At 46.2% G+C, this 21,226-nt stretch carries 20 protein-coding genes and 1 pseudogene; 12 read left to right on the plus strand and 9 right to left on the minus strand.

Annotated features, from left to right (window positions below; genetic code table 11):
• Positions 1-241: 241 nt before the first annotated feature.
• Entirely contained in the window at positions 242-448 is a 207-nt protein-coding gene (locus QUA56_RS33600; RefSeq protein ID WP_333367434.1) for a hypothetical protein, read from the plus strand.
• 65 nt (positions 449-513) lie between these two features.
• Here the strand turns inward: QUA56_RS33600 and QUA56_RS33605 are convergent.
• Positions 514-956 (minus strand): annotated as a pseudogene (locus QUA56_RS33605) (hypothetical protein).
• A gap of 87 nt (positions 957-1,043) precedes the next feature.
• Between QUA56_RS33605 and QUA56_RS33610 the strand changes: the two are divergent.
• On the plus strand, positions 1,044-1,187 hold the full coding sequence (locus QUA56_RS33610; RefSeq protein WP_242717446.1) for a hypothetical protein: 144 nt from the start codon (positions 1,044-1,046) through the stop codon (positions 1,185-1,187).
• A 108-nt stretch (positions 1,188-1,295) separates the two neighbouring features.
• Here QUA56_RS33610 and QUA56_RS33615 read toward each other — a convergent pair whose 3' ends face one another.
• Entirely contained in the window at positions 1,296-1,637 is a 342-nt protein-coding gene (locus tag QUA56_RS33615) for a hypothetical protein (RefSeq protein WP_333367437.1), read from the minus strand.
• Between the two features lies 1 nt (position 1,638).
• Positions 1,639-2,178 carry a group 1 truncated hemoglobin gene (locus QUA56_RS33620; RefSeq protein ID WP_333367440.1) on the minus strand — a complete coding sequence of 180 codons (540 nt, stop codon included), beginning with the start codon at positions 2,176-2,178 and terminating at the stop codon, positions 1,639-1,641.
• Between the two features lie 543 nt (positions 2,179-2,721).
• Here QUA56_RS33620 and QUA56_RS33625 point away from each other — a divergent pair.
• Complete coding sequence (locus QUA56_RS33625; RefSeq protein WP_333367443.1) at positions 2,722-2,898, plus strand: hypothetical protein; 177 nt, start codon at positions 2,722-2,724, stop codon at positions 2,896-2,898.
• A 209-nt stretch (positions 2,899-3,107) separates the two neighbouring features.
• Here the strand turns inward: QUA56_RS33625 and QUA56_RS33630 are convergent, their stop codons facing one another.
• Positions 3,108-3,296: a hypothetical protein gene (locus tag QUA56_RS33630; protein WP_333367445.1), complete on the minus strand. Its 189-nt coding sequence runs from the start codon at positions 3,294-3,296 to the stop codon at positions 3,108-3,110.
• Between the two features lie 568 nt (positions 3,297-3,864).
• Between QUA56_RS33630 and QUA56_RS33635 the strand changes: the two genes are divergently transcribed.
• Entirely contained in the window at positions 3,865-4,281 is a 417-nt protein-coding gene (locus QUA56_RS33635) for a XisH family protein (RefSeq protein WP_333367448.1), read from the plus strand.
• Positions 4,269-4,604, plus strand: a complete 336-nt coding sequence (locus QUA56_RS33640) for a XisI protein (RefSeq protein ID WP_333367451.1) — start codon at positions 4,269-4,271, stop codon at positions 4,602-4,604. Before QUA56_RS33635 ends, QUA56_RS33640 begins: the two co-directional genes overlap by 13 nt.
• Before the next feature lie 608 nt (positions 4,605-5,212).
• On the opposite strand, the gene QUA56_RS33645 is transcribed toward QUA56_RS33640, so the two are convergent.
• Complete coding sequence (locus QUA56_RS33645; protein ID WP_333367453.1) at positions 5,213-6,853, minus strand: thioredoxin-like domain-containing protein; 1,641 nt, start codon at positions 6,851-6,853, stop codon at positions 5,213-5,215.
• 296 nt (positions 6,854-7,149) lie between these two features.
• Here QUA56_RS33645 and QUA56_RS33650 point away from each other — a divergent pair, with 296 nt between their 5' ends.
• Together QUA56_RS33650 and QUA56_RS33655 are read left to right on the plus strand one after the other, a co-directional pair.
• Positions 7,150-7,869: a hypothetical protein gene (locus QUA56_RS33650; RefSeq protein WP_333367456.1), complete on the plus strand. Its 720-nt coding sequence runs from the start codon at positions 7,150-7,152 to the stop codon at positions 7,867-7,869.
• Positions 7,869-8,345: a DUF2726 domain-containing protein gene (locus QUA56_RS33655; RefSeq protein ID WP_333367459.1), complete on the plus strand. Its 477-nt coding sequence runs from the start codon at positions 7,869-7,871 to the stop codon at positions 8,343-8,345. Before QUA56_RS33650 ends, QUA56_RS33655 begins: the two co-directional genes overlap by 1 nt.
• 100 nt (positions 8,346-8,445) lie before the next feature.
• On the opposite strand, the gene QUA56_RS33660 is transcribed toward QUA56_RS33655, so the two are convergent.
• The 3 genes from QUA56_RS33660 to QUA56_RS33670 form a co-directional block, all read right to left on the minus strand.
• Positions 8,446-10,062: a GAF domain-containing protein gene (locus QUA56_RS33660; protein ID WP_333367462.1), complete on the minus strand. Its 1,617-nt coding sequence runs from the start codon at positions 10,060-10,062 to the stop codon at positions 8,446-8,448.
• 222 nt (positions 10,063-10,284) lie between these two features.
• Entirely contained in the window at positions 10,285-11,253 is a 969-nt protein-coding gene (gene arsM, locus QUA56_RS33665; protein ID WP_333367465.1) for an arsenosugar biosynthesis arsenite methyltransferase ArsM, read from the minus strand.
• Positions 11,254-11,334: 81 nt separating this feature from the next.
• Positions 11,335-12,918, minus strand: coding sequence for a hypothetical protein (locus QUA56_RS33670; protein ID WP_333367468.1), 1,584 nt, complete (start codon positions 12,916-12,918; stop codon positions 11,335-11,337).
• 684 nt (positions 12,919-13,602) lie between these two features.
• On the opposite strand from QUA56_RS33670, the gene psaA reads away from it, so the two are divergent.
• The 4 genes from psaA (at position 13,603) to QUA56_RS33690 (ending at position 19,315) form a co-directional block, all read left to right on the plus strand.
• Positions 13,603-15,897, plus strand: coding sequence for a photosystem I core protein PsaA (gene psaA, locus QUA56_RS33675; protein WP_333367471.1), 2,295 nt, complete (start codon positions 13,603-13,605; stop codon positions 15,895-15,897).
• A gap of 110 nt (positions 15,898-16,007) precedes the next feature.
• Positions 16,008-18,233, plus strand: a complete 2,226-nt coding sequence (gene psaB, locus QUA56_RS33680; protein ID WP_333367473.1) for a photosystem I core protein PsaB — start codon at positions 16,008-16,010, stop codon at positions 18,231-18,233.
• Positions 18,234-18,308: 75 nt separating this feature from the next.
• Positions 18,309-18,434, plus strand: a complete 126-nt coding sequence (locus tag QUA56_RS33685; protein WP_333367476.1) for a hypothetical protein — start codon at positions 18,309-18,311, stop codon at positions 18,432-18,434.
• A gap of 434 nt (positions 18,435-18,868) precedes the next feature.
• On the plus strand, positions 18,869-19,315 hold the full coding sequence (locus QUA56_RS33690; RefSeq protein WP_333367479.1) for a BP74-related protein: 447 nt from the start codon (positions 18,869-18,871) through the stop codon (positions 19,313-19,315).
• Between the two features lie 771 nt (positions 19,316-20,086).
• On the opposite strand, the gene QUA56_RS33695 is transcribed toward QUA56_RS33690, so the two are convergent.
• Positions 20,087-20,890, minus strand: coding sequence for a circadian clock KaiB family protein (locus tag QUA56_RS33695; RefSeq protein WP_333367482.1), 804 nt, complete (start codon positions 20,888-20,890; stop codon positions 20,087-20,089).
• A gap of 107 nt (positions 20,891-20,997) precedes the next feature.
• Here QUA56_RS33695 and QUA56_RS33700 point away from each other — a divergent pair.
• The coding region (locus QUA56_RS33700; protein WP_333367485.1) for a hypothetical protein at positions 20,998-21,226 on the plus strand (229 nt) is incomplete at its 3' end.

Consider the following 21,226-nt stretch of genomic DNA (forward strand, 5'->3'; position numbering starts at 1 on the left):
TCTGGTTGCTGGGGGCTTTTTCATTGGTTTATTTTACCAGCTTTTGTCACCGAAGTTTTTTTGACCTGAATCCTTACAATATGTGTTATCCTTAAAAGTTTGCTCGAGTTTAGGTCAAACTTTGAATTATGTGGTTGATTGGCATCTCCTTAAACTTGCCGGGCCTGCTAGATTATAAAAGTGGCTAAACTTTCCATAATAGCACAAAATTATTTTGCAAGAGGTCTAATAACCAATAACTATGAACAGCAAAGACGTAGCCAAATATATTGAAGCAACAGACGGGATTTCCAAACCTTGGCTGTTGGTGCAACTGCGACTCAAAAAATTGCAAGAAAGGCGATCGGAAATTTCGGCTGAGGAATATATGACAGAACTTACCGACATTCATCAAGATTTAATGAATCTGGGGGAATGGTGGCTGGGAATCGAAGATGAGGTGTTTTAAAATTTAATTGAAAGTTCAAGTAGGATTAAGCCGATCGCACTTTAAAATTTCTCCATCAAATCTTTTTATTGGGCATAGACATCTCGTAGCTGTTGCAGCGCGGCCCCAGAAATGACCGATTTAACAGTAGCTACCAGTTGGCCCCACTCCAGCAATCTATCAACTGAAACAGCTTTTTTGAACTTGTAGGTGTAGAATTTAGTCCAAAATGCTGGTGCTTGCTTTTCCAGCGTTTGTACCATCTGCCAAAATCTTGAGGTGCGATCGGCTTTACTGCTAAAATCGGGGGAAAATCGGCGTAGCTGACAAACCGGCTGATGCCTTTGGCGTGAACGTACACCATGTAAAGACAGCATTCGATGCGGTAAATCTCGTCTGCTGCGATATTGAACAGGAGTGCAACTGTTTCTTCGGTAACGAATCTCGCCAGCGGATGCAGGATTCGCGATTTGTGAATTATTCTCGATTCTGCGATCGTCCGCGATTTTGCCGGAGTTTCTGATATCATAATATACGCATCTATTGATTGTAGGTGTGTACATCTGTTTGGTGTAGATGTGCAGGACAGAGAGTCAGCCCAATAATCAAGGATTTTGTGCAGAAAAAGGCGCTAGCAACCCGACTAACGCTCAAGGAAATTATCTATGTAGGGATGCTGGCGATCGACGAGTTGGACGAAAAGCGCTTGCAAGAACTGGCTGACAAGGTGCATCAGATGCAGGTGAATGGTGAAATTTGAGGGGTTGAGGGCGATTCCCTACGGGATAGCTACGCCGCGCGTACTTCGGGTGAAGTAAGGCAAGGGCGATCCTATGGAATTCGTCTACTGAAACAAATTCTCATTTTTCTACCAATAAATTGGGGTCTTCTTCTCTTCAACAGGAGCGTTCTCCCATCTAGTATTTGTACCCGTTTCGGTGCTCTTAGCCCCACACAGTCTGCTCAAATCAACTATCGTGCTATCGGAGCGCTGATAAAAACAAAAAGGTCGATCGTTGGATTGAGCCTGGGGTGGAGCAAAAATAGCAGGCATGGAAAAGCGCTCAGAAGACTGCCTCGGCATTGGGGATACTGGAACTTTCATCTCGGTGGTTGGCTCTGACGGTTTTGCACGGGCTGCGTCGGCCGTTACCATTCCTGACAGTAGCAGAAATGCCACCGAAAGCAGGAGGAGATTGGAGCGTTTCATATTACTTTTCGACAATCTTGCTTCTGAGACTATTAACAAATGCCAGGACTTCGGCTTTCTCTGGTGGATTGACCCTATTTTTATCGAGAGCTTGGGACACATCATTAGCAAAAGCGTTAAATTCATTGTTCGTGAGACCTCCATCCATTCCACTATGGGAAAGCTTCATAGTCCGCCCTGTATAAACACAAGGCCCCCCTGCCGCTTGGCAGAATTGATCCACCAACAACTGACGCAGCCTCTGTTGTGAGTTTGTACCCAAGCCAATAAAGTATTTACCAATTAGTGCGTCAGCGAATATGAAAGTTGCTGAATCATCAATGACTTTTGCGATCGCGTTGTAGCCTCCCAGCCTATTGTAGAGAGAATTTCCTCCGGGAACTTGTGCAATCATATCTGTAGTTACTTTTTCTGCTGATTCTTGTGCTGACATCGCCGGCGTAGAACGAGCGAAACTAGGGCTTAATCTGAAAGTAGTCACAACTATGACTGTGATACAAATTAATGTCAACAACGTTGCTAAAGATTTACTGAGTTTCATTGAAAAATCTCCAATTGTGATGGTAATATGGTTAATTGAATCTTCAGCACTAAGTGATTTACAGATACATAGGGTTAAGAAGTCGGAAGCCGAAGTCTCAGCCCAACTAAACTTAGTCTTTCGCTCTGTGCGATGATGGAGAGCGATCGCTCGTCACATCAATTGATAACTTTACCATCAAATCGTCTTACGGTAGAGTTTGTAATATTTCTTAGATAAGTCAGCATTTTTTGATAGATTGACTTCACATTGTGTTGCATCTTGTCAAAACGCGGTTAAACAAGTTGCATCGCAGCTAAAAACTTAGGTTAAAAGTCCTAAGATTTAATCGAAGTTGTTAATCTCCGGTTAGTTTGTGACGAGATCCCGTACCGCCATTGGAGTCAATCGATTTTAGATTTTAGATTTTAGATTTTAGATTTTAGATTTTAGATTTTAGATTTTAGAATTGAAGCATTGACCCCACGGATCGAGTCGGGGGCTCCTTTATCGGATACAGGTTTTTTATTTCTGGACGGATGAATCACGTGGCGGGTATCCTCGATGCTTTCGGTCAGCCCCATAATTAAGGAACTTGTGCAGAAAAAGGCGCTAGCAACCCGACTAACGCTGAAGGAAATCATCTATGTAGGGATGCTGGCGATCGACGAGTTGGACGAAAAGCGCTTGCAAGAATTGGCCGATCGGGTGCATCAAATGCAGGTGAATGGCGAGATTTGAGGGGTTGAGGGCGATCGCCCTTTTGGTGAAGCGAGGGAAGGGCGATTCAGTCCGCTTCCACAAAATTGTTGTGTAGCTGTCAAGGATTGTATTCCATAAAGCTCGATGATCTCAAGCCAATCCAATCACCGCGTGCAGTACAGCCAAACTTGTATCCGCATCCAACATCCCAGAAGCAAAACATATATTGTTTTTGGTGTTGCAGGTATTCATGCACTAACTAACTGATTAGCAGGTTCCTCCTCAGAAAAGTCATGATAATTTATATTGAAATAGTAAATGTCATCATCCAAAAACTTGCCTACCTTCAGAGCTTTTTCAATTGCTGTAGCTTCCTCAGAAGCTGCTGTACAAAAAATCTGATGATGGTGGCTGTATTCGTTGTAGTAACCAGTCACTTTAATAGGTTTAAAATTTGCAAGAATTTTGCAAATTTTATCATGTAAATCTCGTGTTACAAAGTTTGGTGAGTCACAGGAAGGATGAGTTGCTCTGTCTCTGGGTGCATATCACTATCTAAAATGGTAAGCTGTTAGTCATTTAAATTTATTGTCTGAATCCCTTACAGTATGGGGTATAGTCCACAAATAGTGCAGTTTGAATGTCGAACAGCTTATCAGTCATGTTAAAGATAGGGAATGCGATCGCACTTTTATTCCCGCTTGACAGACTCAGCCAACCGCTTCGCATTCTCCCGCTGATAAAGATTAATTAGATTGTAGCAAAGTTTAACTCGACTAAAAAAGTAGGTTGGGCCGCAAGCGATCGCGAACCCTACGTTTCACTTCGCCCAACGCCTTTGGGCGAAGCGCCAGCGGAGGGAATGCCATTTCCCTACAGGTATTACAAAAATGTGCGATCTAATTTGCTACGATTTAAGCAGAGGCGATCTTTGCAGGAAATTAAAATATCGAATAGCTTTCACCAGGACACTCAGTAACGACGCTTGGCTCAAATATTATAATTATGCCCGCTAAAGACATCTATCACAACTGTGTAAAAAATGCTCTAGTTAAAGATAACTGGACAATCACTCACGATCCCCTCAGCCTCAAATGGGGTACTAAAGATATGTATGTAGATTTAGGGGTTCAAAAACTCATCGCTGCTGAAAAAGCTGAACGTAAAATTGCCGTGAAAATCAAAAGCTTTGTAGGTGCATCCGAAATGAACGAACTGGAAAAAGCAATTGGTCAGTATATTGTGTACCATGATGTTTTAGCAGAAATCCAACCCGATCGAGAACTTTATGTTGCCGTTCATGATGAAATATACGAAGGATTGTTTGAAGAACCAATTGGACAACTGTTACTCAGAAACAATCGCGTAAAACTCATTGTTTTTCAACCACAAAAGGAGGTAGTTCTGCGATGGATAGCTTAGAAGAATACCGTCATATTATCTGTTCCATTATTACTGAATACGCTCAAATACCATATGCTTACGGAGATATTCAGCGACATACGGTATTTGATACCAAGAACGATCGCTATCTACTGATGATTCTCGGTTGGGAGGAAGTGCGACAAGTTCACGGTTGCTTAATTCATGTAGAAATTATCGATGGTAAAATTTGGATTCATCGAGATGGTACAGAAGATGGAATCGCCAACGAATTTCTCAATGCTGGAATTCCCAAAGATAGGATTGTTCTGGGGTTCCGTTCCCCAGAAATGAGAAAGTACACAGAATTCGCTGTGGCTTAGAACACTTAATATTTTTGAATCTTTAAATCGCAAAACAATATATAAGCGATTCCTCTCGACCCTAAATTCACTTATACCTCACATTCCGCACCCTCAACTGTCACATAGACTGAAAAAAGCTTGAACTGCTTACTAATAATGGTTTTAGGCTTTCACAGACAAATCCCTTTACCGAGCAGTTATTCTCAATAGCTAACAATTATTAAGAATAAATTGGAGAAATAATTCGTACAACCCCCATTGTTTTGTTCCCAAAAAACAGTGTGCCAGTTCAGCGTGCGGAATGTGGGTTAGAAACCGGGTTTTTTTACGAAAAGAGGCGTTGTAGACCGCTGATTCGGTAAAAAACCCGGTTTCTGGGCCCCGATGCGATTTAGGCAGTCCTGGACGCACGCTTCCCAAAAAACCCGGTTTCTCGTTGTCGCGATCGAGCGTATATCACCAAATTACCTGAATCAACCTGGTTTTTGCGTCCAGGACTGTTAGGTTGACTTACTTTGCCCGATTGATTGCGGTAAGGGGCGCCGAAGAGCACCCTACGTTACCGCAATCAATCGGGCAATCAGGAGAATTGAGAACGGTGCCTGATGTGAAAAAGGTCGATCGGCTCAATCAGGAACACAAACATCAGGAGGACACAAACTGGCGAAATCCAAAGTTGTGACTTCCAGCGTATCCAACTCAACTCGCCGAATCAGATGATTGTTCGTATCAGCAACAAACAAGTGAGGCCCGATCGCGCTCAATCCTGAAGGTTCAAAAAATCGAGCCTTGAGACCTTTAGCATCAACATGACCCCCTGTACCGTCTCCAATCATCGTTCTGCACGTACCGCCCCGGTGGTCGATCCGCTTAATTTTATGATTGTAAGTATCAGCAACCCAGAGGTAATTTTGAGCGTATTCAACACCCAAACAGTGCTGCAACCTGACCTCATCAGCGCGACCGTCTTTATCCCCAAAACCAAACAATTCACCGCTACCGCAAACAGTACGCACCTTCGGGTCTTCATCAATACCCACAGCGCGAATCGAACTAATTTCGCTGTCAGCAACAAACAACTCCGATCGATCCGTAGCCAGGCCGCTGGGCTGAGAAAAAGCAGATTCTGCAAGATTCCCGTCTACACAGGATTCTCGGCCAATACCCGCATAAGTGCCGATCGTACCAGTGTCTAATTGCATTTCCCAAATTTGGTGCGAACCCGCCATAGCAATAAAAAGTCTATTTCCCACTCTTTCTAAATCCCAAGGCGAGTTCAATTTGGTTTCTAAACCCTTGCCGGTGCCCGGTGCAATTTCGTGACTTTGTTCGCCGGTACCAGCAACAGTATCCACCCGCTGAGTCGTAAAATCAATCTTTCTGAGAGCATGATTTTGCGTATCAGCAACATAGAGAATTTGACTTTCTGCATCAAAAGCCATACCTTGAGGTGCAAAAAACTCAGCCTCCGCAAAGTCCCCATCAGTTAAACCCGGTTTGCCGGTACCGATGACGTGCAGCACATCACCTTCGGTAGTGCTCACAACAATTCGGTTATGTCCCGAATCCGCAATAAACAAGCAAGAACCGACCAAGTTTTGTTGAACCGAGTTAGCAGGCCCGGGCAATACAGTTTCATCTACAAATTCATTATCCTCAGTCATTTCGCCTAAAAGAGCTTCATGTTGGTGAAGGTGTTTTGCCTCCGTTACAGTGATGGCAAATGCCAGCACTTTACCGGGAAAAGCCAGCGGGGTTGATAGAGGTTTGCGCTGCTTTTCTAAGCTAAAACTGAGTGGTTTAAAGTCGATCGCATTTTTATCTTTGTATTCTGAAATTAACTTGCCAACTAACTCGTCAAGTGCTTCTCTATTGCCTTCGCCGGAAACAAAGCCAACGACATAACTTTCTGGATCGATCACCATTAAAGTCGGCCAGGCGCGGACGGCGTAGCTTTGCCAAACTTTCATACCGCTGTCTACGATTACCGGATGTTCGATATCGTAGCGGAGGATAGCTTGGCGGATGTTTTCTACTTCTTTTTCGTTTTCAAATTTTGCCGAGTGAACGCCTATAACCGTGAGGGAATCTTTATATTTTTGTTCGAGGTATTTTAAGTCTGGGAGGACGTGCAAGCAATTGATGCAGCAGTAAGTCCAGAAGTCGAGGAGGACCACGCGCCCTTTTAAGGATTCAATGGATAAAGGTTTCTCGGTGTTTAGCCAGGGGTAGTTTCCGGGGAATTCTGGTGCTCTGACGCGAGGCATAGCATCTCCTTGGGAGGGCGTGAATGATTTTTTTACTTCTTTAATTTAGCGGGAAGTTTGGCAGGATGGGGAAAAGGGGAGGTTAAACGAGGGCTTGTGTTACAGGTCGGAGTGCCTGTACCACAAGAGGGGTGCGAGGGGTGCGATCGGGCTTCACTGTCCTTGTTGCGTATAAATACTCAAAAAATCCCTGTGTAATTAAAATCTAAAAATCTTAGCCAAGATAGTTGACATTCCTCGCTAGCAAGTTTAAGCTATGTCTAGGAACCTTAGCCAAGGTTTTTAGGAAATAGCAAATGTCCAAAATTATCTACGATCTTATCCAGCGTTTTGAGGTAGAAGACGGGGTACCCCGCCTGATTTCAACCAATATTCAAGTTATTGAAGGTGGCCAAGATTTGATGTCTTTGGCTATTAGTTTGTTAAAGGAACTTGGTTTCTACGAAAAGTTTGAGGAGAAGCGAACCTCTCAATATATAGGATACAGAGTTAAGAAGCCAGGGAAAGGGGATAAACGTTATCAACTTGTTTTTCAAGAGCGAAAGGATAGTTTGTTTATTTCTATTCCTCAAGATATCTTAGACAAACATATACTCAGCTTCAAGTATTGGACATTGGTAGAAGTAGAACCAGAACTTACAGTAGGCTCAGTATGGGTTTTACCCAGTGAAAAAGAGCTTTTTTTAAATTCACTAGAACCGCGACTTATTACAATAATAGAAGGGAAAACAAGAGGAGTTTTTTATATAAATGAAATTATAGAACAACCAATAAACTATTCTGATTTACCAGAAAAAATTAACGTCTCTTTTGCTTACTGTAAACGCACAATTCTCAAACTACCCCTTGAAAAAAATGAAAATTTCCCCATTGAAACCTTAAGTAATAGGGACAGCTACCTCATACTCAGCGAAGATAAACTATTTCCCTACGCATGGCAAGTATCTATTAGTTCAAGTGAAGTTCTAGAAGAGTTTCTTGGTTACTTTGTAAAAATTCTCATGGAGGCAAAATAATGTCTGTAAAAGCCAAAAGACTTGTCAACTCTTACGAAGAAAGAATGCTGGAGTTTCTTCATACCTGTGTAGACAACAACTATAAAATTCATACACAGGTTAGCTTATCCCAAATTTGCGAACAAGTCAGCAACCTTGACTGGGAACTAAAAAAGTTTTTATTTAGCAGTGCTGTGGATGCTTTAATCACAGACTTGAACTACAATCCTTGCCTAGTAGTAGAGTTTCAGTCTCAGTACCACGATAGCCCAGAAGCGAAAGAGCGCGATCGCAAAAAAGCTACTTTACTTGAGTTTGCCAAAGTTCCCTTAATTTATTCGCGGCTAAAAAACTGTGGTTTGTTATATCTCTCCTCTCAAGATGAAGAAGTAGTTTTCAATTTATTCACAGGACAAAACAAGGAAAATGCCCAAGCGCTAATCACGCAATATTGCAGGGAATCAGTCGCGCCTCAAGTTCAGCTTATAGCTTGGTAAGTAGGAAGAGTTAGGTTATGTCCGAAAATACCAAGCTAATTAATATATGGCTTTCAGGGCGGGTTCACCAACAATATAGTCTTCTTGCTTATCCCAAATTTTATCCTTGGTTTTCCCTGCTGTTATTTTCCAAAATAACCAACACACCGTTAATTTTATTCGGGTCGATCGCACTTACGATCGAGTTAACCCACAGATTGATATTCTGCGGTTCCCCTTGCAAAGGCAATAGGACGCGATCGGGGTAATATTGCTCTCTATCTCGATCGCCTTCCGGTGACAAAGCAGCATTTAACCATTGACTAAAATTCTCATTCTCGATTTTAATTAAATCACCCAAAAATACACCCTCTACGACTTCTCCCTCGCTAGCACCTAGTACTTGTTTAGCTCGATCGTTAGCGGTAATAATGTTACCTTTTTTATCTGTCGAGATGACGCCGTTAGGGAGCGATCGCACTATATCTTTATGTCTGTTTTCTTGTTGTTTGACCTCGGAAAACAGGATAGCGTTTTGCAGGGCGACTCCGGCTTGGATGTTAAACGCCTTCATAAATTCCATGTCGGTTTGATTGAAACTCGCTTTCCACCGATCGGGGGCTTGCGGCCAATCTTCCGGGTTGTAGGGGGGGAATTCTCCTGGTCGTTTTTTATTAACTAATTGGATGACCCCAATCAATTTGTTGTCTGAGTTAAACACTGGCATACAAAGCATACTGCAAGTACGGTAGCCAGTTTTTTTGTCTGGTTCTGGGCCAAAACCGGCGCGGGGGTCATCGTACAGGTCAAAGGGAATCAGCAGCGGTTCGCCGGATTGAGCCACGATGCCTGCCCAACCGGCGGTTCTGGGTATGCGAATTTCTTGAAGGTGAGCGCAGATCGGGATTTTCGTCCACAGTTGATCTCGATCTTGGTCAATCACCCACAAGGTACTGCGATCGGCATTCATCAGTTCTTGGGCCCGATCCATCACCCGCTTCAAGGTATCATCTAAGTCTAGACTGCTCTGAGAAAGAGCGTTGACGGCGTTCATCAGCGCTGTCGCGGCCCGTTGTCTTTGACTTGCGGCGTAGAAAGATTTGGACGACTCTACAACTAAGCGAATGGACGAGGCAAATTCTCTAAAATTTTCTTCGTCTGCTTGAGTGAATCCTACTTTGTCAATCTGTTCGCCTAAAGTATCATCATCTTTGTGGTTCGGCTTGAGTTTATTAATCAGTTGGACTACTGCCATTAACTCGCCTGTTTCTTCGTCGATCAGGGGCATCGCCAGCATTGTAGAAGTACGATATCCTGTTATGTCGTCAACTTTTTTGGCGTTTACAGAACGTGGGTCATCATAGAAATCATAGGGAATATTTACAATTTTTTTCTCCGTGGCTACTTCTCCCGCAATGCCCAGATTAGCGGGAAATCTGATCTCTAAATTTTTGCCATTTTCGTCTTTAGCTACAACTGCCCACAGTTCATTTTGCTCTTTATCGAATATAAAAATTGTCGTTCTATCTGCATTCAACAATTCCCCTGTTTTTAGAGTAATGTCTTGGATCATGTCATGCAAGACTGACTCACAGCCTCGACCGTCAAATATACAATTTATGAATGATAGAATTTGATTGAGAGTTTGACGCTCTCGATGTCCCTCGCAACAAACATCTCGAATAATATCTCCAAAATCATCAGGGTTCAGAGGTTTTAAAATATCGCTCAAACTCATACAATAACTCCTCTCATAATTTTACTGAGGCAGAGTCCAGAGATAACTATCAGCAGAAAGAGTTGAAAGAGGCAGCTATAGCGGTTCTCAGAAAGATGAGGTACGTTGTTGGGCTTCAGCCCTCTTAGTCTGGCTGGTTATGTAAGCTGTCAGTCATACCTCATCTTTTTGAGAAAGGCTATATCTCTGCGGTGAAAGCTACCTCCCTATTCGGAAATAAATCTAACAGCAACCGCCGCCGTTATAATGCCAAGTCGAATCAGTAATTAACACCTTATCGGGCATTAATCCCCCCAACTTGCCAGCAGTTTTATCGCAAACCGCCGCCGGAACTCCCCGCTGCAAAATGTGGCCTGCCCCGTCATCAAACAGCTCTTCAGACCCTGCATAAATCGCCGTCTTGCCAGTAAAAATGCAAGCTCCGTCATCCGGTACATCCACTTTGAAAGACACCGAATCCAGGCTTTCTAACAGCAAATCCGCATCCAATTGATAATTGTGTTTGTCCAGCAATCGGTAAGGACGGCGCGCCCGAACTTCGACTTGCCCAAAACCAACGTCTACAAGGTGTTGAACGTATTCTGCGTATGTCAGAGCACCCGACAAACACAGCGCCCGCAAGCGTTGATCTTCTTTCAAATGTTGGGGAATTGGCCGAGTTGCGATCGGATCGCTCATCAACAACCTGCCACCCGGTTTTAACACCCGATAAGTCTCTTTTAATGCTTTAGCTAAATCTGCAGGTTCAAAGATGTTAAACAAGCAATTTTGTGCGACAACATCTACAGAAGCATCCGGCACCGGCAACGCAAAAGCATCGCCTTCACGAATTTCCACAAAACTCGCATCAAACCAATCATTTTCTTGGGCGGCAATTCGCAAATTGCGTGCCGCAGCTTCTCGCATTGCTGGAACCGGATCGACGGCAATTACTGATCCCTTTTGTCTAGAAAAATAAGCAAATTGCAGTGCTTCTAAACCGCCGCCGACGCCTACATAAAGCACGACTGGATTGCCGACAATTTCGGCGGCGTGGACTGTTGTACCGCAGCCGTAATTCATTTCTTGCATTTGTTCGGGAATTTTTAATCCTGGCAATTGCAAGGGACTGCTTTGGACGCAGCAAAGTCCGATTTGGGGGGTTTCGGCAACATCGCTGTAGAATTGGGCTGCTGTTTCTAGGTAGGTCATTTTTGGGTTTCCTTTAATTTTTGACCGCAGATGCAGCACGGGCGGGACGCCCATGCCACCAAGAAGCTCAGAAAGATTTTGTTACGTGGCAAATTCGACTTTTTGTTCGGATTTGGGGGGATTTTCGGGTTCGGAAACAGTTGTTTGGGGAGTGGATAATTCGCCGCTGGTTGGCGGGCTAGGAGTTTCAGCGGCAACAGGTGGCGCTGGCGGTACAAGATTGGGAGACTGTTCTGGTATCGCAGGAGCGATTACTTTTGGTACTGGAGCTTTTTTTGTTATTTCTGGCAGAGTTTGGGAATCTGAAGGAGTAGCAGGTTCGACAACTTGACGCAAAAAGTTGAGGAACCGATTGTAGTATCCTCGATCTTCCTGTTTTTTTGCTTCGGGAGATGCTGTTGCTGTGGGTTCTATTATTTTAACAGGAACCACAACTGTGGGGGTTTCTAATTGTGGAGTTGCTGTCGGCGTCGGTTCTATTACTTGAACTGGTTCTACAGCTTTCGATGATTCTAATTGTGGAGTTGCTGTCGGCTTCGGTTCTATTACTTGAACTGGTTCTACAAGTTTTGGCCCTTCGAGTTGGGGGGTTGCTGTCGGTGTCGGTTCTATTACTTGAACGGGAGCAACTGCCGGAGCGACTGCTGGCTCTAAGCTGGGTTGGGTAACTGGGGTTTCTTGAACCGCTGGTGAGGGTTCGATAACTGGTGTTTTTTCTAATGCAGGTGTCGGTTTCGGTTCGGGGGTTGGCGTTGGTGCGGGCTCGGGGGCTTGGTAGGCACGATCGACTGTACCGCGAGCATCTGCTGCTGTTGGTTCGCCCCGCACTAATTTAGAAAGAGTATCTTGGCCCAGAGGTTGGTAGTCGATCAGTCTGACTGTATTATTAAAGGCGTTTTTGACGATATTTCCCCGTTCGTCGATTAATTCTAGCTGTACCCAGTTTTTCCCTGGTTTGAATCCTTTAAGATATATAGGTTGCCACTGGTCGATCGCAAAGCTTTCGCCGTTAACTGTGGCTCGAATTTTCCAATCGAGTATTTCATCTTGAGAATTTTGTTGAGCCGCCTGGTGCTGGGGGGCATTTGTCAAGTAAAAGTCGAGCAGGATGGGTTCTGCGCCGTAGCTGCCTTGGGGGCTGTTGTACGTTAATAGGGGCAATGTTCGATCGGGATTATTGTCCTCAGTTTTGGTAAAAACGTGAAACGTGGTTTGGGCCCAAGCACCTTCGTTTTTAAAGCTTTCTTCCCAAGGACGAGCGGCAAACACCCGCAGGGTATGAGTTCCCGGTTCTAAGTCCGAGAGGGTTAAAGGCTGGTTGAGGTCGTAAACTGCCGAGTGAGGTTGATTGTCTAATAAAACTTGCAGGTGGGGCCCCAAACCCAAGTTTGGATCTTTGAAAATGGGCAAGTCTTTAACTTGGAACTGAACCGACACATTTATATCCTGAAGCACTTCGTCAGGTTTTGGATTCAAAATACTAATTTGAGGCTGGTAGATTTCTAGAGCCTGACGCAGTTGTTGAATGGTTTCTGGGGGAGAAACCTCTGAGATTCTGTTGACTTGGGCAGTAGCTGAGCCGCTCTTGTTCCCTGATTTTGGCAATTGGGGATTGCCCGCGCCACAACTTGCTAAACCGAAAATTAATACTGCAGCTGCGAACAATGCCAGCAGCCTGCCCGTAACCGTTCTGTGCCAATTGATGCCAATCACGCAACCATACTCCTAGAAGCCTTCTCATAGGGAACTATAGCCCAAAACCGAATTTAGTATTTGGGAATTGCCGATCGGGAATTCGGGAGGCTCGTAGGAACCCGGATTGATGTTGCAGCGGGAACCCATCCTATCGGACTATTAACTCTCGCAGACGTTGTCCGAAACATTTCTCTACAAATCAGTATTCCTCAATTACCTTATCTTTTAGTTTTGTAAAGTTAATGGCAGTACCCCTTGACTTTTTCGAGGGACTATGGAAATTAAAGGCGTTATTAAATCAAGAATTGAGGCTTTTTTAAGTATTGTTAACAAGGGATTAATACTCCTCTAGCAAGCTTATAATTCATAAAACTCCCTCAAAAGAGCAGCCGCATCCAACCTAAATCAGGGACACGATTAGCGGCTCATCTGGTGAGAAGAGTTGGCAGTACCCAGCGACATTGTTAGCGACACTGGGAACCTGGCTTCTTCAAAGAAGCAAAATGCTTGGGGAGACGATGCACCTGCGTCTAACTCTGCAAAGAGTGAAGTGCAATCTGTGTCGGGTAACCGAGAATCCCCGTACCAAAAGCCCGGGGAATGTCAGATACATTATCAGTTCTCGTTCCTTGTCTTACCGAGAGGAGAGTCTTCATGACCATTAGTCCTCCAGAGCGAGAGGTAAAAGTTAGGGTAGTAGTCGATGAGAATCCGGTTCCCACTTCCTTCGAGAAGTGGTCAAAACCAGGTCATTTCGATCGCACTCTAGCTAAAGGGCCAAAAACCACCACTTGGATTTGGAACCTCCACGCTAACGCTCACGACTTTGACAGTCATACAAGTGACTTAGAAGACGTTTCGCGCAAAATCTTTAGCGCTCACTTCGGCCACTTGGCAGTAATCTTCGTATGGTTGAGCGGCGCATATTTCCACGGCGCTAAATTTTCCAATTACGAAGCTTGGCTGACAGATCCTACAGCCATCAAGCCCAGCGCTCAAGTGGTCTGGCCGATTTTTGGTCAAGAAATTTTAAATGCAGATGTAGGCGGCGGCTTTCACGGGATTCAGATCACCTCTGGTCTGTTCCAAATGTGGCGCGCCAACGGCATCACTAACTCATACCAGCTATATTGCACTGCGATCGGCGCCTTGGTAATGGCAGCCCTGATGCTATTTGCCGGTTGGTTCCACTATCACGTCCGCGCTCCGAAACTAGAATGGTTTCAGAACGTGGAATCTCAGATGAACCACCACTTGGCAGGTTTGCTCGGCTGCGGCTGCTTGGGCTACGCGGGACAGCAGATTCACGTTTCGCTGCCGATCAATGCTTGCATGGATGCGATCGATGCGGGCGCACCGCTGACAGTCGGTGGCAAGCTGATCAAAACAGTTGCTGACATCCCTCTGCCACACGAGTGGATTTTGACACCGGGCTTGATGGCAGACATCTACCCGAGCTTCGCTAAAGGTTTAACCCCCTTCTTTACCCTAAACTGGGGCGCATACGCAGACTTCCTGACCTTCAAAGGCGGTCTGAACCCCACCACAGGCGGGTTGTGGCTGACCGATACAGCGCACCACCACTTAGCTTTGGCAGTGCTGTTCATCGTCGCCGGACACTTCTACCGCACGAACTGGGGCATCGGCCACAGCTTCAAAGAAGTTCTGGAAGCTCACAAAGGCCCCTTCACAGGCGAAGGCCACAAGGGGATGTACGAAATCTTCACGCAGTCTTGGCACTGCCAACTGTCGTGGAACTTGGCCTGGATGGGCTCTTTGAGCATCATCGTGGCTCACCACATGTACTCGATGCCTCCGTATCCGTACATTGCTACGGACTACCCGACTCAGCTATCCCTGTTCACCCACCACATGTGGATTGGCGGATTCCTGATTGTTGGAGCAGCCGCTCACGCAGCAATCTTCATGGTGCGGGATTACGATCCGGCCCAGCACGTTAATAACCTGCTCGACCGCGTAATCCGCCACAGAGATGCCATCATCTCTCACCTCAACTGGGTTTGCATATTCTTGGGCTTCCACAGCTTCGGTCTGTACGTTCACAACGACACGATGCGGGCTTTCGGTCGTCCTCAAGATTTGTTCTCCGATACCGGGATTCAGTTGCGTCCGATATTTGCCCAGTGGGTGCAAAACATCCACGCCTTGGCTCCGGGTACAACAGCGCCTAATGCAACGGAAATCGTCAGCCACGCTTTTGGCGGCGGTGCAGTAATAGTCGGCGGCAAAGTAGCGATGATGCCGATCGAGTTGGGTACGGCGGACTTCTTGATCCACCACATCCACGCTTTCACCATTCACGTTACAGTCCTGATTCTATTGAAGGGCGTGTTGTTTGCACGCAGTTCTCGCTTGGTTCCCGACAAAGGCAACTTGGGCTTCCGGTTCCCTTGCGACGGCCCCGGCCGTGGCGGCACCTGCCAAGTTTCGGGTTGGGATCACGTGTTCCTAGGCTTGTTCTGGATGTACAACAGCATCTCGATCGTGATTTTCAACTTTAGCTGGAAAATGCAGTCGGACGTGTGGGGAACAGTATCGCCAGACGGCACAATTTCTCACATCACCGGCGGCAACTTCGCACAAAGTGCGGTCACGATTAACGGCTGGCTCCGGGACTTCCTGTGGGCGCAAGCTTCTCAGGTGATTCAGTCCTACGGTTCGGCACTGTCGGCCTACGGTCTGATGTTCCTAGCTGGACATTTCGTCTTCGCCTTCAGCTTGATGTTCCTGTTCAGCGGCCGCGGCTACTGGCAAGAACTGATTGAGTCGATTGTTTGGGCTCACAATAAGCTCAAGGTAGCTCCCTCGATTCAGCCTCGCGCTCTGAGCATTATTCAGGGTCGGGCTGTGGGTGTAGCTCACTACCTGTTAGGCGGAATTGTCACTACGTGGGCATTTTTCCTAGCGCGAATCATTTCGGTAGGGTAAACTACCCCTAGGTTTTGGATTCAGGATTTGGGAGGAATCTCAAATCCCGAAACCAAACTCCGAACCGAATCCCTTCAACTTTGTTCAGGATTCAGGATTAATCAAGGCTTATGGCAACGAAATTTCCAAAATTTAGCCAAGACCTTGCCCAAGACCCGACCACACGGCGGATCTGGTACGGGATTGCCACAGCACACGACTTTGAAAGCCACGATGGCATGACCGAAGAAAATCTTTACCAAAAGATTTTTGCTTCTCACTTCGGCCACCTAGCAATCATTTTCTTGTGGACTTCGGGCAGCCTGTTCCACGTAGCATGGCAAGGTAACTTTGAACAGTGGATTAAAGACCCCCTAAACGTCCGCCCGATCGCTCACGCGATTTGGGACCCGCAATTTGGCGCTCCAGCAGTAGAAGCTTTCACTCAAGGGGGCGCTTCTAACCCGGTGGACATCTCTTACTCCGGTGTCTACCACTGGTGGTTTACTCAAGGGATTCGGACAAACGCCGACCTGTATCAAGGAGCTATCTTCTTGCTACTCCTGGCGGCTGTCTTCCTGTTCGCAGGTTGGTTGCACCTCCAGCCCAAGTACCGCCCCAGCTTGTCTTGGTTCAAAAATGCTGAATCTCGCCTCAACCACCACTTGGCTGGTTTGTTCGGTGTCAGCTCTTTGGCTTGGACTGGTCACATGGTTCACGTTGCTATCCCCGAATCTCGCGGACAGCACGTAGGTTGGGACAACTTCCTGTCTACCCCGCCTCACCCGGCCGGTTTGGCTCCGTTCTTCACTGGTAACTGGGGCGTATACGCCGAGAACCCAGATTCAGCGAGCCATGTCTTCGGTACTTCCGAAGGCGCGGGAACCGCAATTCTGACTTTCTTGGGCGGCTTCCACCCTCAAACAGAGTCCCTGTGGCTCACAGACATCGCTCACCACCACTTGGGGATCGCAGTTCTGTTTATCGTTGCCGGTCATATGTACCGGACTAACTTCGGTATCGGTCACAGCATCAAAGAAATGTGCGATGCCAAAGATTTCTTTGGCAAGAAAGTTGAAGGCCCCTTCAATATGCCTCACCAAGGCATTTACGAGACCTACAACAACTCGCTGCACTTCCAATTGGGCTGGCACCTCGCCGCTTTGGGCGTCATTACCTCCCTGGTAGCGCAGCACATGTACGCGATGCCTCCCTACGCTTTCATAGCGCAGGATCACACAACGATGGCTGCGTTGTACACGCACCACCAGTACATCGCTGGATTCATCATGGTCGGCGCTTTCGCCCACGGAGCTATCTTCTTGGTGCGGGACTACGATCCTGAAGCAAACAAAGGCAACGTGCTCGATCGCGTGTTGCAGCACAAAGAAGCGATTATCTCTCACCTGAGCTGGGTGTCGCTGTTCTTGGGCTTCCACACTCTCGGCCTGTACGTTCACAACGACGTTGTAGTTGCTTTCGGAACTCCTGAAAAGCAAATCTTGATTGAACCAGTGTTCGCACAGTTCATCCAAGCTACTCACGGAAAGGCCCTGTACGGCATGGACGTACTACTTTCCAATCCTGAAAGCATCGCTTCTACCGCTTGGCCAAACTACGCCAACGTGTGGCTCCCGGGCTGGCTGGACGCGGTAAACAACGGTACCAATTCTCTGTACTTGGCGATCGGACCTGGCGATTTCTTGGTTCACCACGCGATCGCACTAGGCTTGCACACCACCACCTTGATCTTGGTCAAGGGCGCTCTGGATGCACGCGGTTCTAAGCTGATGCCGGACAAAAAAGACTTCGGTTATTCTTTCCCTTGCGACGGCCCCGGCCGTGGCGGTACTTGCGACATCTCTGCTTGGGACGCGATGTACATGTCTGTGTTCTGGATGCTGAACACCCTAGCTTGGGTAACGTTCTACTGGCACTGGAAGCACCTGGGCATCTGGCAAGGTAACGTGGCTCAGTTCAATGAGTCTTCTACCTACCTGATGGGCTGGTTCCGCGATTACCTCTGGCTGTATTCTTCTCAGTTGATCAACGGTTACAACCCGTACGGTACTAACAACTTGTCTATCTGGGCCTGGATATTCTTATTCGGACACCTCGTTTGGGCAACTGGTTTCATGTTCCTGATCTCTTGGAGAGGTTACTGGCAAGAGTTGATCGAGACTTTGGTTTGGGCTCACGAGCGCACTCCTTTGGCTAACTTGGTTCGCTGGAAAGACAAGCCTGTTGCTTTGTCGATCGTCCAAGGTCGTTTGGTTGGCTTAGTTCACTTTACTGTGGGCAACGTCCTCACTTACGCGGCCTTTGTAATTGCCTCGACTGCCGGGAAATTCGGGTAACTCTGAACTCTGGTTTCTAGGTAATTAACTAAAATCCCCTGCCTTCTGGCGGGGGATTTTTTGGTATTTTGGTTAATGGAAAGGAAAGGAGCAAGTTTTTATCCCACATTCCGCACCAGCCAACTGTCACACTGCGAATTTTCGGAGTTTGGCGAAATTGAACTGGCGATCGCCAGTCCAATTTTCCACTTTTGTGTATAAAAAGTGACTATTTTGGTTCACAAAATTCCGCAAAAACCGATTGTGACAGGAGAGGGTGCGGAAAGTGGGCATAAATCGCATCGGGGCCCAGATTCCGGGTTTTTTACCGAATCTGCGGTCTACAACGCCTCTTTTCGTAAAAAAACCCGGTTTCTAACCCACATTCCGCACGCTGAACTGGCACACTGTTTTTTGGGAACAAAACAATGGGGGTTGTACGAATTATTTCTCCAATTTATTCTTAATAATTGTTAGCTATTGAGAATAACTGCTCGGTAAAGGGATTTGTCTGTGAAAGCCTAAAACCATTATTAGTAAGCAGTTCAAGCTCTTTTCATTCGATGTGACAGTTGAAGGTGCGGAATGTGAGGTGCAGTAATAATAAGTGCACCAGAGTGGTACGATTTGTTTTGGCAAGTAAAGAGGTCTTTACCATGAATCTATTTCAAAAACTAACTTCTCTGATACGTCGAGGACTAACTGTATTGGCTCTTGTTGGTATGCTGGGTATCAGCTTTAGTGCTCCATCATACGCGGCTGCACCTGCTAGATTTGTTTTGGAAACCCCACCCTACCCCGATCAATTCGTTATTGAACTCACTGATGAGAGTAAGATCCAACAAGCCCGGAGTATACTCAATGGAACCGAGCAAGATGAAACCCATGTACTCGGAAGAATCATAAAAAGACCTGCTGCCTACAATTCAAAATGGAGCTATCAATTAGATCCAGCGACTATCAGCTTCTTTAGCATGGCAATAGAAGTTTGTGATGCTTCAATTGGCTACGTCGAAGACCACCTTGATGAAGCGGGTGGAGCATTTTTACCAGGTGCTTACTGGTGTCCTTGGAGTTCACGGCTAGTCAAGGAAATTAAGTAACCCGAAAACTTGCATTCAAAAAGCGATCGCATTTTTCTGGAATTAACACCTTTTGTCGAAGAGCCTGGTTTTGCTGATGTAAGTCAGCAATCACCTTTTGTGCCGCATCCAGTTCCTCTTTAAGTCGAGAAACTTCGGCCTTCAGTTGTGCTACTTCAGAATTTTGGAAGGATGTACGTATTGGCGCACTGTACCCAAATTTTTCAGCAAAGTAAGTTAACCTAACAGTCCTGGACGCAAAAAACCGGTTTCTTCAGGTAATTTGGTCATAAGCTGTACTGCATTTAAATGTATGTTGAGGGCGGATCTCCTGCCCACCCCACAAGAGTGAAAGTTTCTTTTACCGTACAATTTAAATGCGGATTAGCTTATATGCTCGATCGCGACAACGAGAAACCGGGTTTTTTTGAGAAGCGTGCGTCCAGGACTGCCTAAATCGCATCGGGGCCCAGAAACCGGGTTTTTTACCGAATCTGCGGTCTACAACGCCTCTTTTCGTAAAAAAAACCGGTTTATAAACGATCGCGCGTAAGTCCTGTGTTGTTAATTCAATGGTGAGTCAACCGGCGATCGCCCTTATTAATACTAATTCTCAAAACTCATGCAACAGTATCTGTAAGGTGCGTCGCCACCCGTAAATCTTAAAGAATATCCACAATCTTTGAGCGACGCACCCGGAGCTCAGGTGAGCGCAAACAAACCCACACTCATCATTGTTGCTTTCTGGAGGCGAGAATTGGTATAAATAATCGCAAAAATCTTCGCCAAAATCTAAAATTCCGAATAGCTTAACAGCCGCAGTATTTTTTCAGCATCGTTCAATTCGCCGACAATTCGCCGCACTGGTTTCGGCCAGATTTTAATCAAAGTAGGAGTTGCTGAAATCTGATCTGCCTCCGCTTGTTCGGGATGTTTCAAAACATCAATTACTTTCAAAGTGTACGGACGATCGAGGGATTGTTCTAACAACTGGTGTAAAGTTTCAAGAGTGCGTTCGGTGCTGGGGTTGCTGCCGGAAACAAACAGCCGCAAAACGTACCCTTGAGTTTGTGGCGGTGGAGTGATTGCTGTGGGTTTGGGAAGCGGCGCCTGCTGCGATTGCGGGAAGCGCGAGGGAGGTAGGATCGGGGAACTGCGCCAGTTCGATCGAGTTTCGGCGATCGGATACTGTACAACTAAGTCGTGATTTTCCCAAAGTTCGGGGAATTGTTCGTGATAAGTTGCGATCGCCATCGGTTCGCACATTTCTTCGCGGAGGGGATGCCAAACCAGGTCGGCAGTTCCAAAAATGGCATTCAGCAGCGTTTGATGTCGCAGCACCGGGGGGTAGGCCTCGGCAGCAACCCGCAACTCGCGATCGCGAGGATCGGGCCAGCAGTCAACGGTTGCCGTGTAGCAAGGTATCAGAAAATGCGGCGGTTCCGACAAACCGAGTATTTCCTGTAAAGCTACGCATAACTGCAAGTGCCACCGAGTTTGCTTGCGGGGGTCTATGCAATAGATTAAGTCTCCCCCTGGTGTAAACAGCGCAATGCCTTTGAAAAATTCCGGCAAAATCGGGCGATCGACTTTCAATTAAGTACACCAATAACAGTTAGCAGTTAACAGTAACACTCGATTTTTACCAGTTGATAATTGACAATTGACCTTTATGAGCGGGTTTAACAGTTGATAATTGACATTTGATAATTGTCAACTGTTTAAATCCCCATCCTAAAAACCTCGTTGTCAACTGTCAACTGTCAACTGTCAACTGTCAACTGTCAACTGTCAACTGTCAACTGTCAACTGTCAACTGTCAACTGTCAACTGTCAACTGTCAACTGTCAACTGTCAACTGTCAACTGTCAACTGTCAACTGTCAACTGTCAACTGTCAACTGTCAACTGTCAACTGTCAACTGTCAACTGT

This window comes from Microcoleus sp. N3A4 (genome assembly GCF_036701805.1).
GTDB lineage: Bacteria > Cyanobacteriota > Cyanobacteriia > Cyanobacteriales > Microcoleaceae > Microcoleus.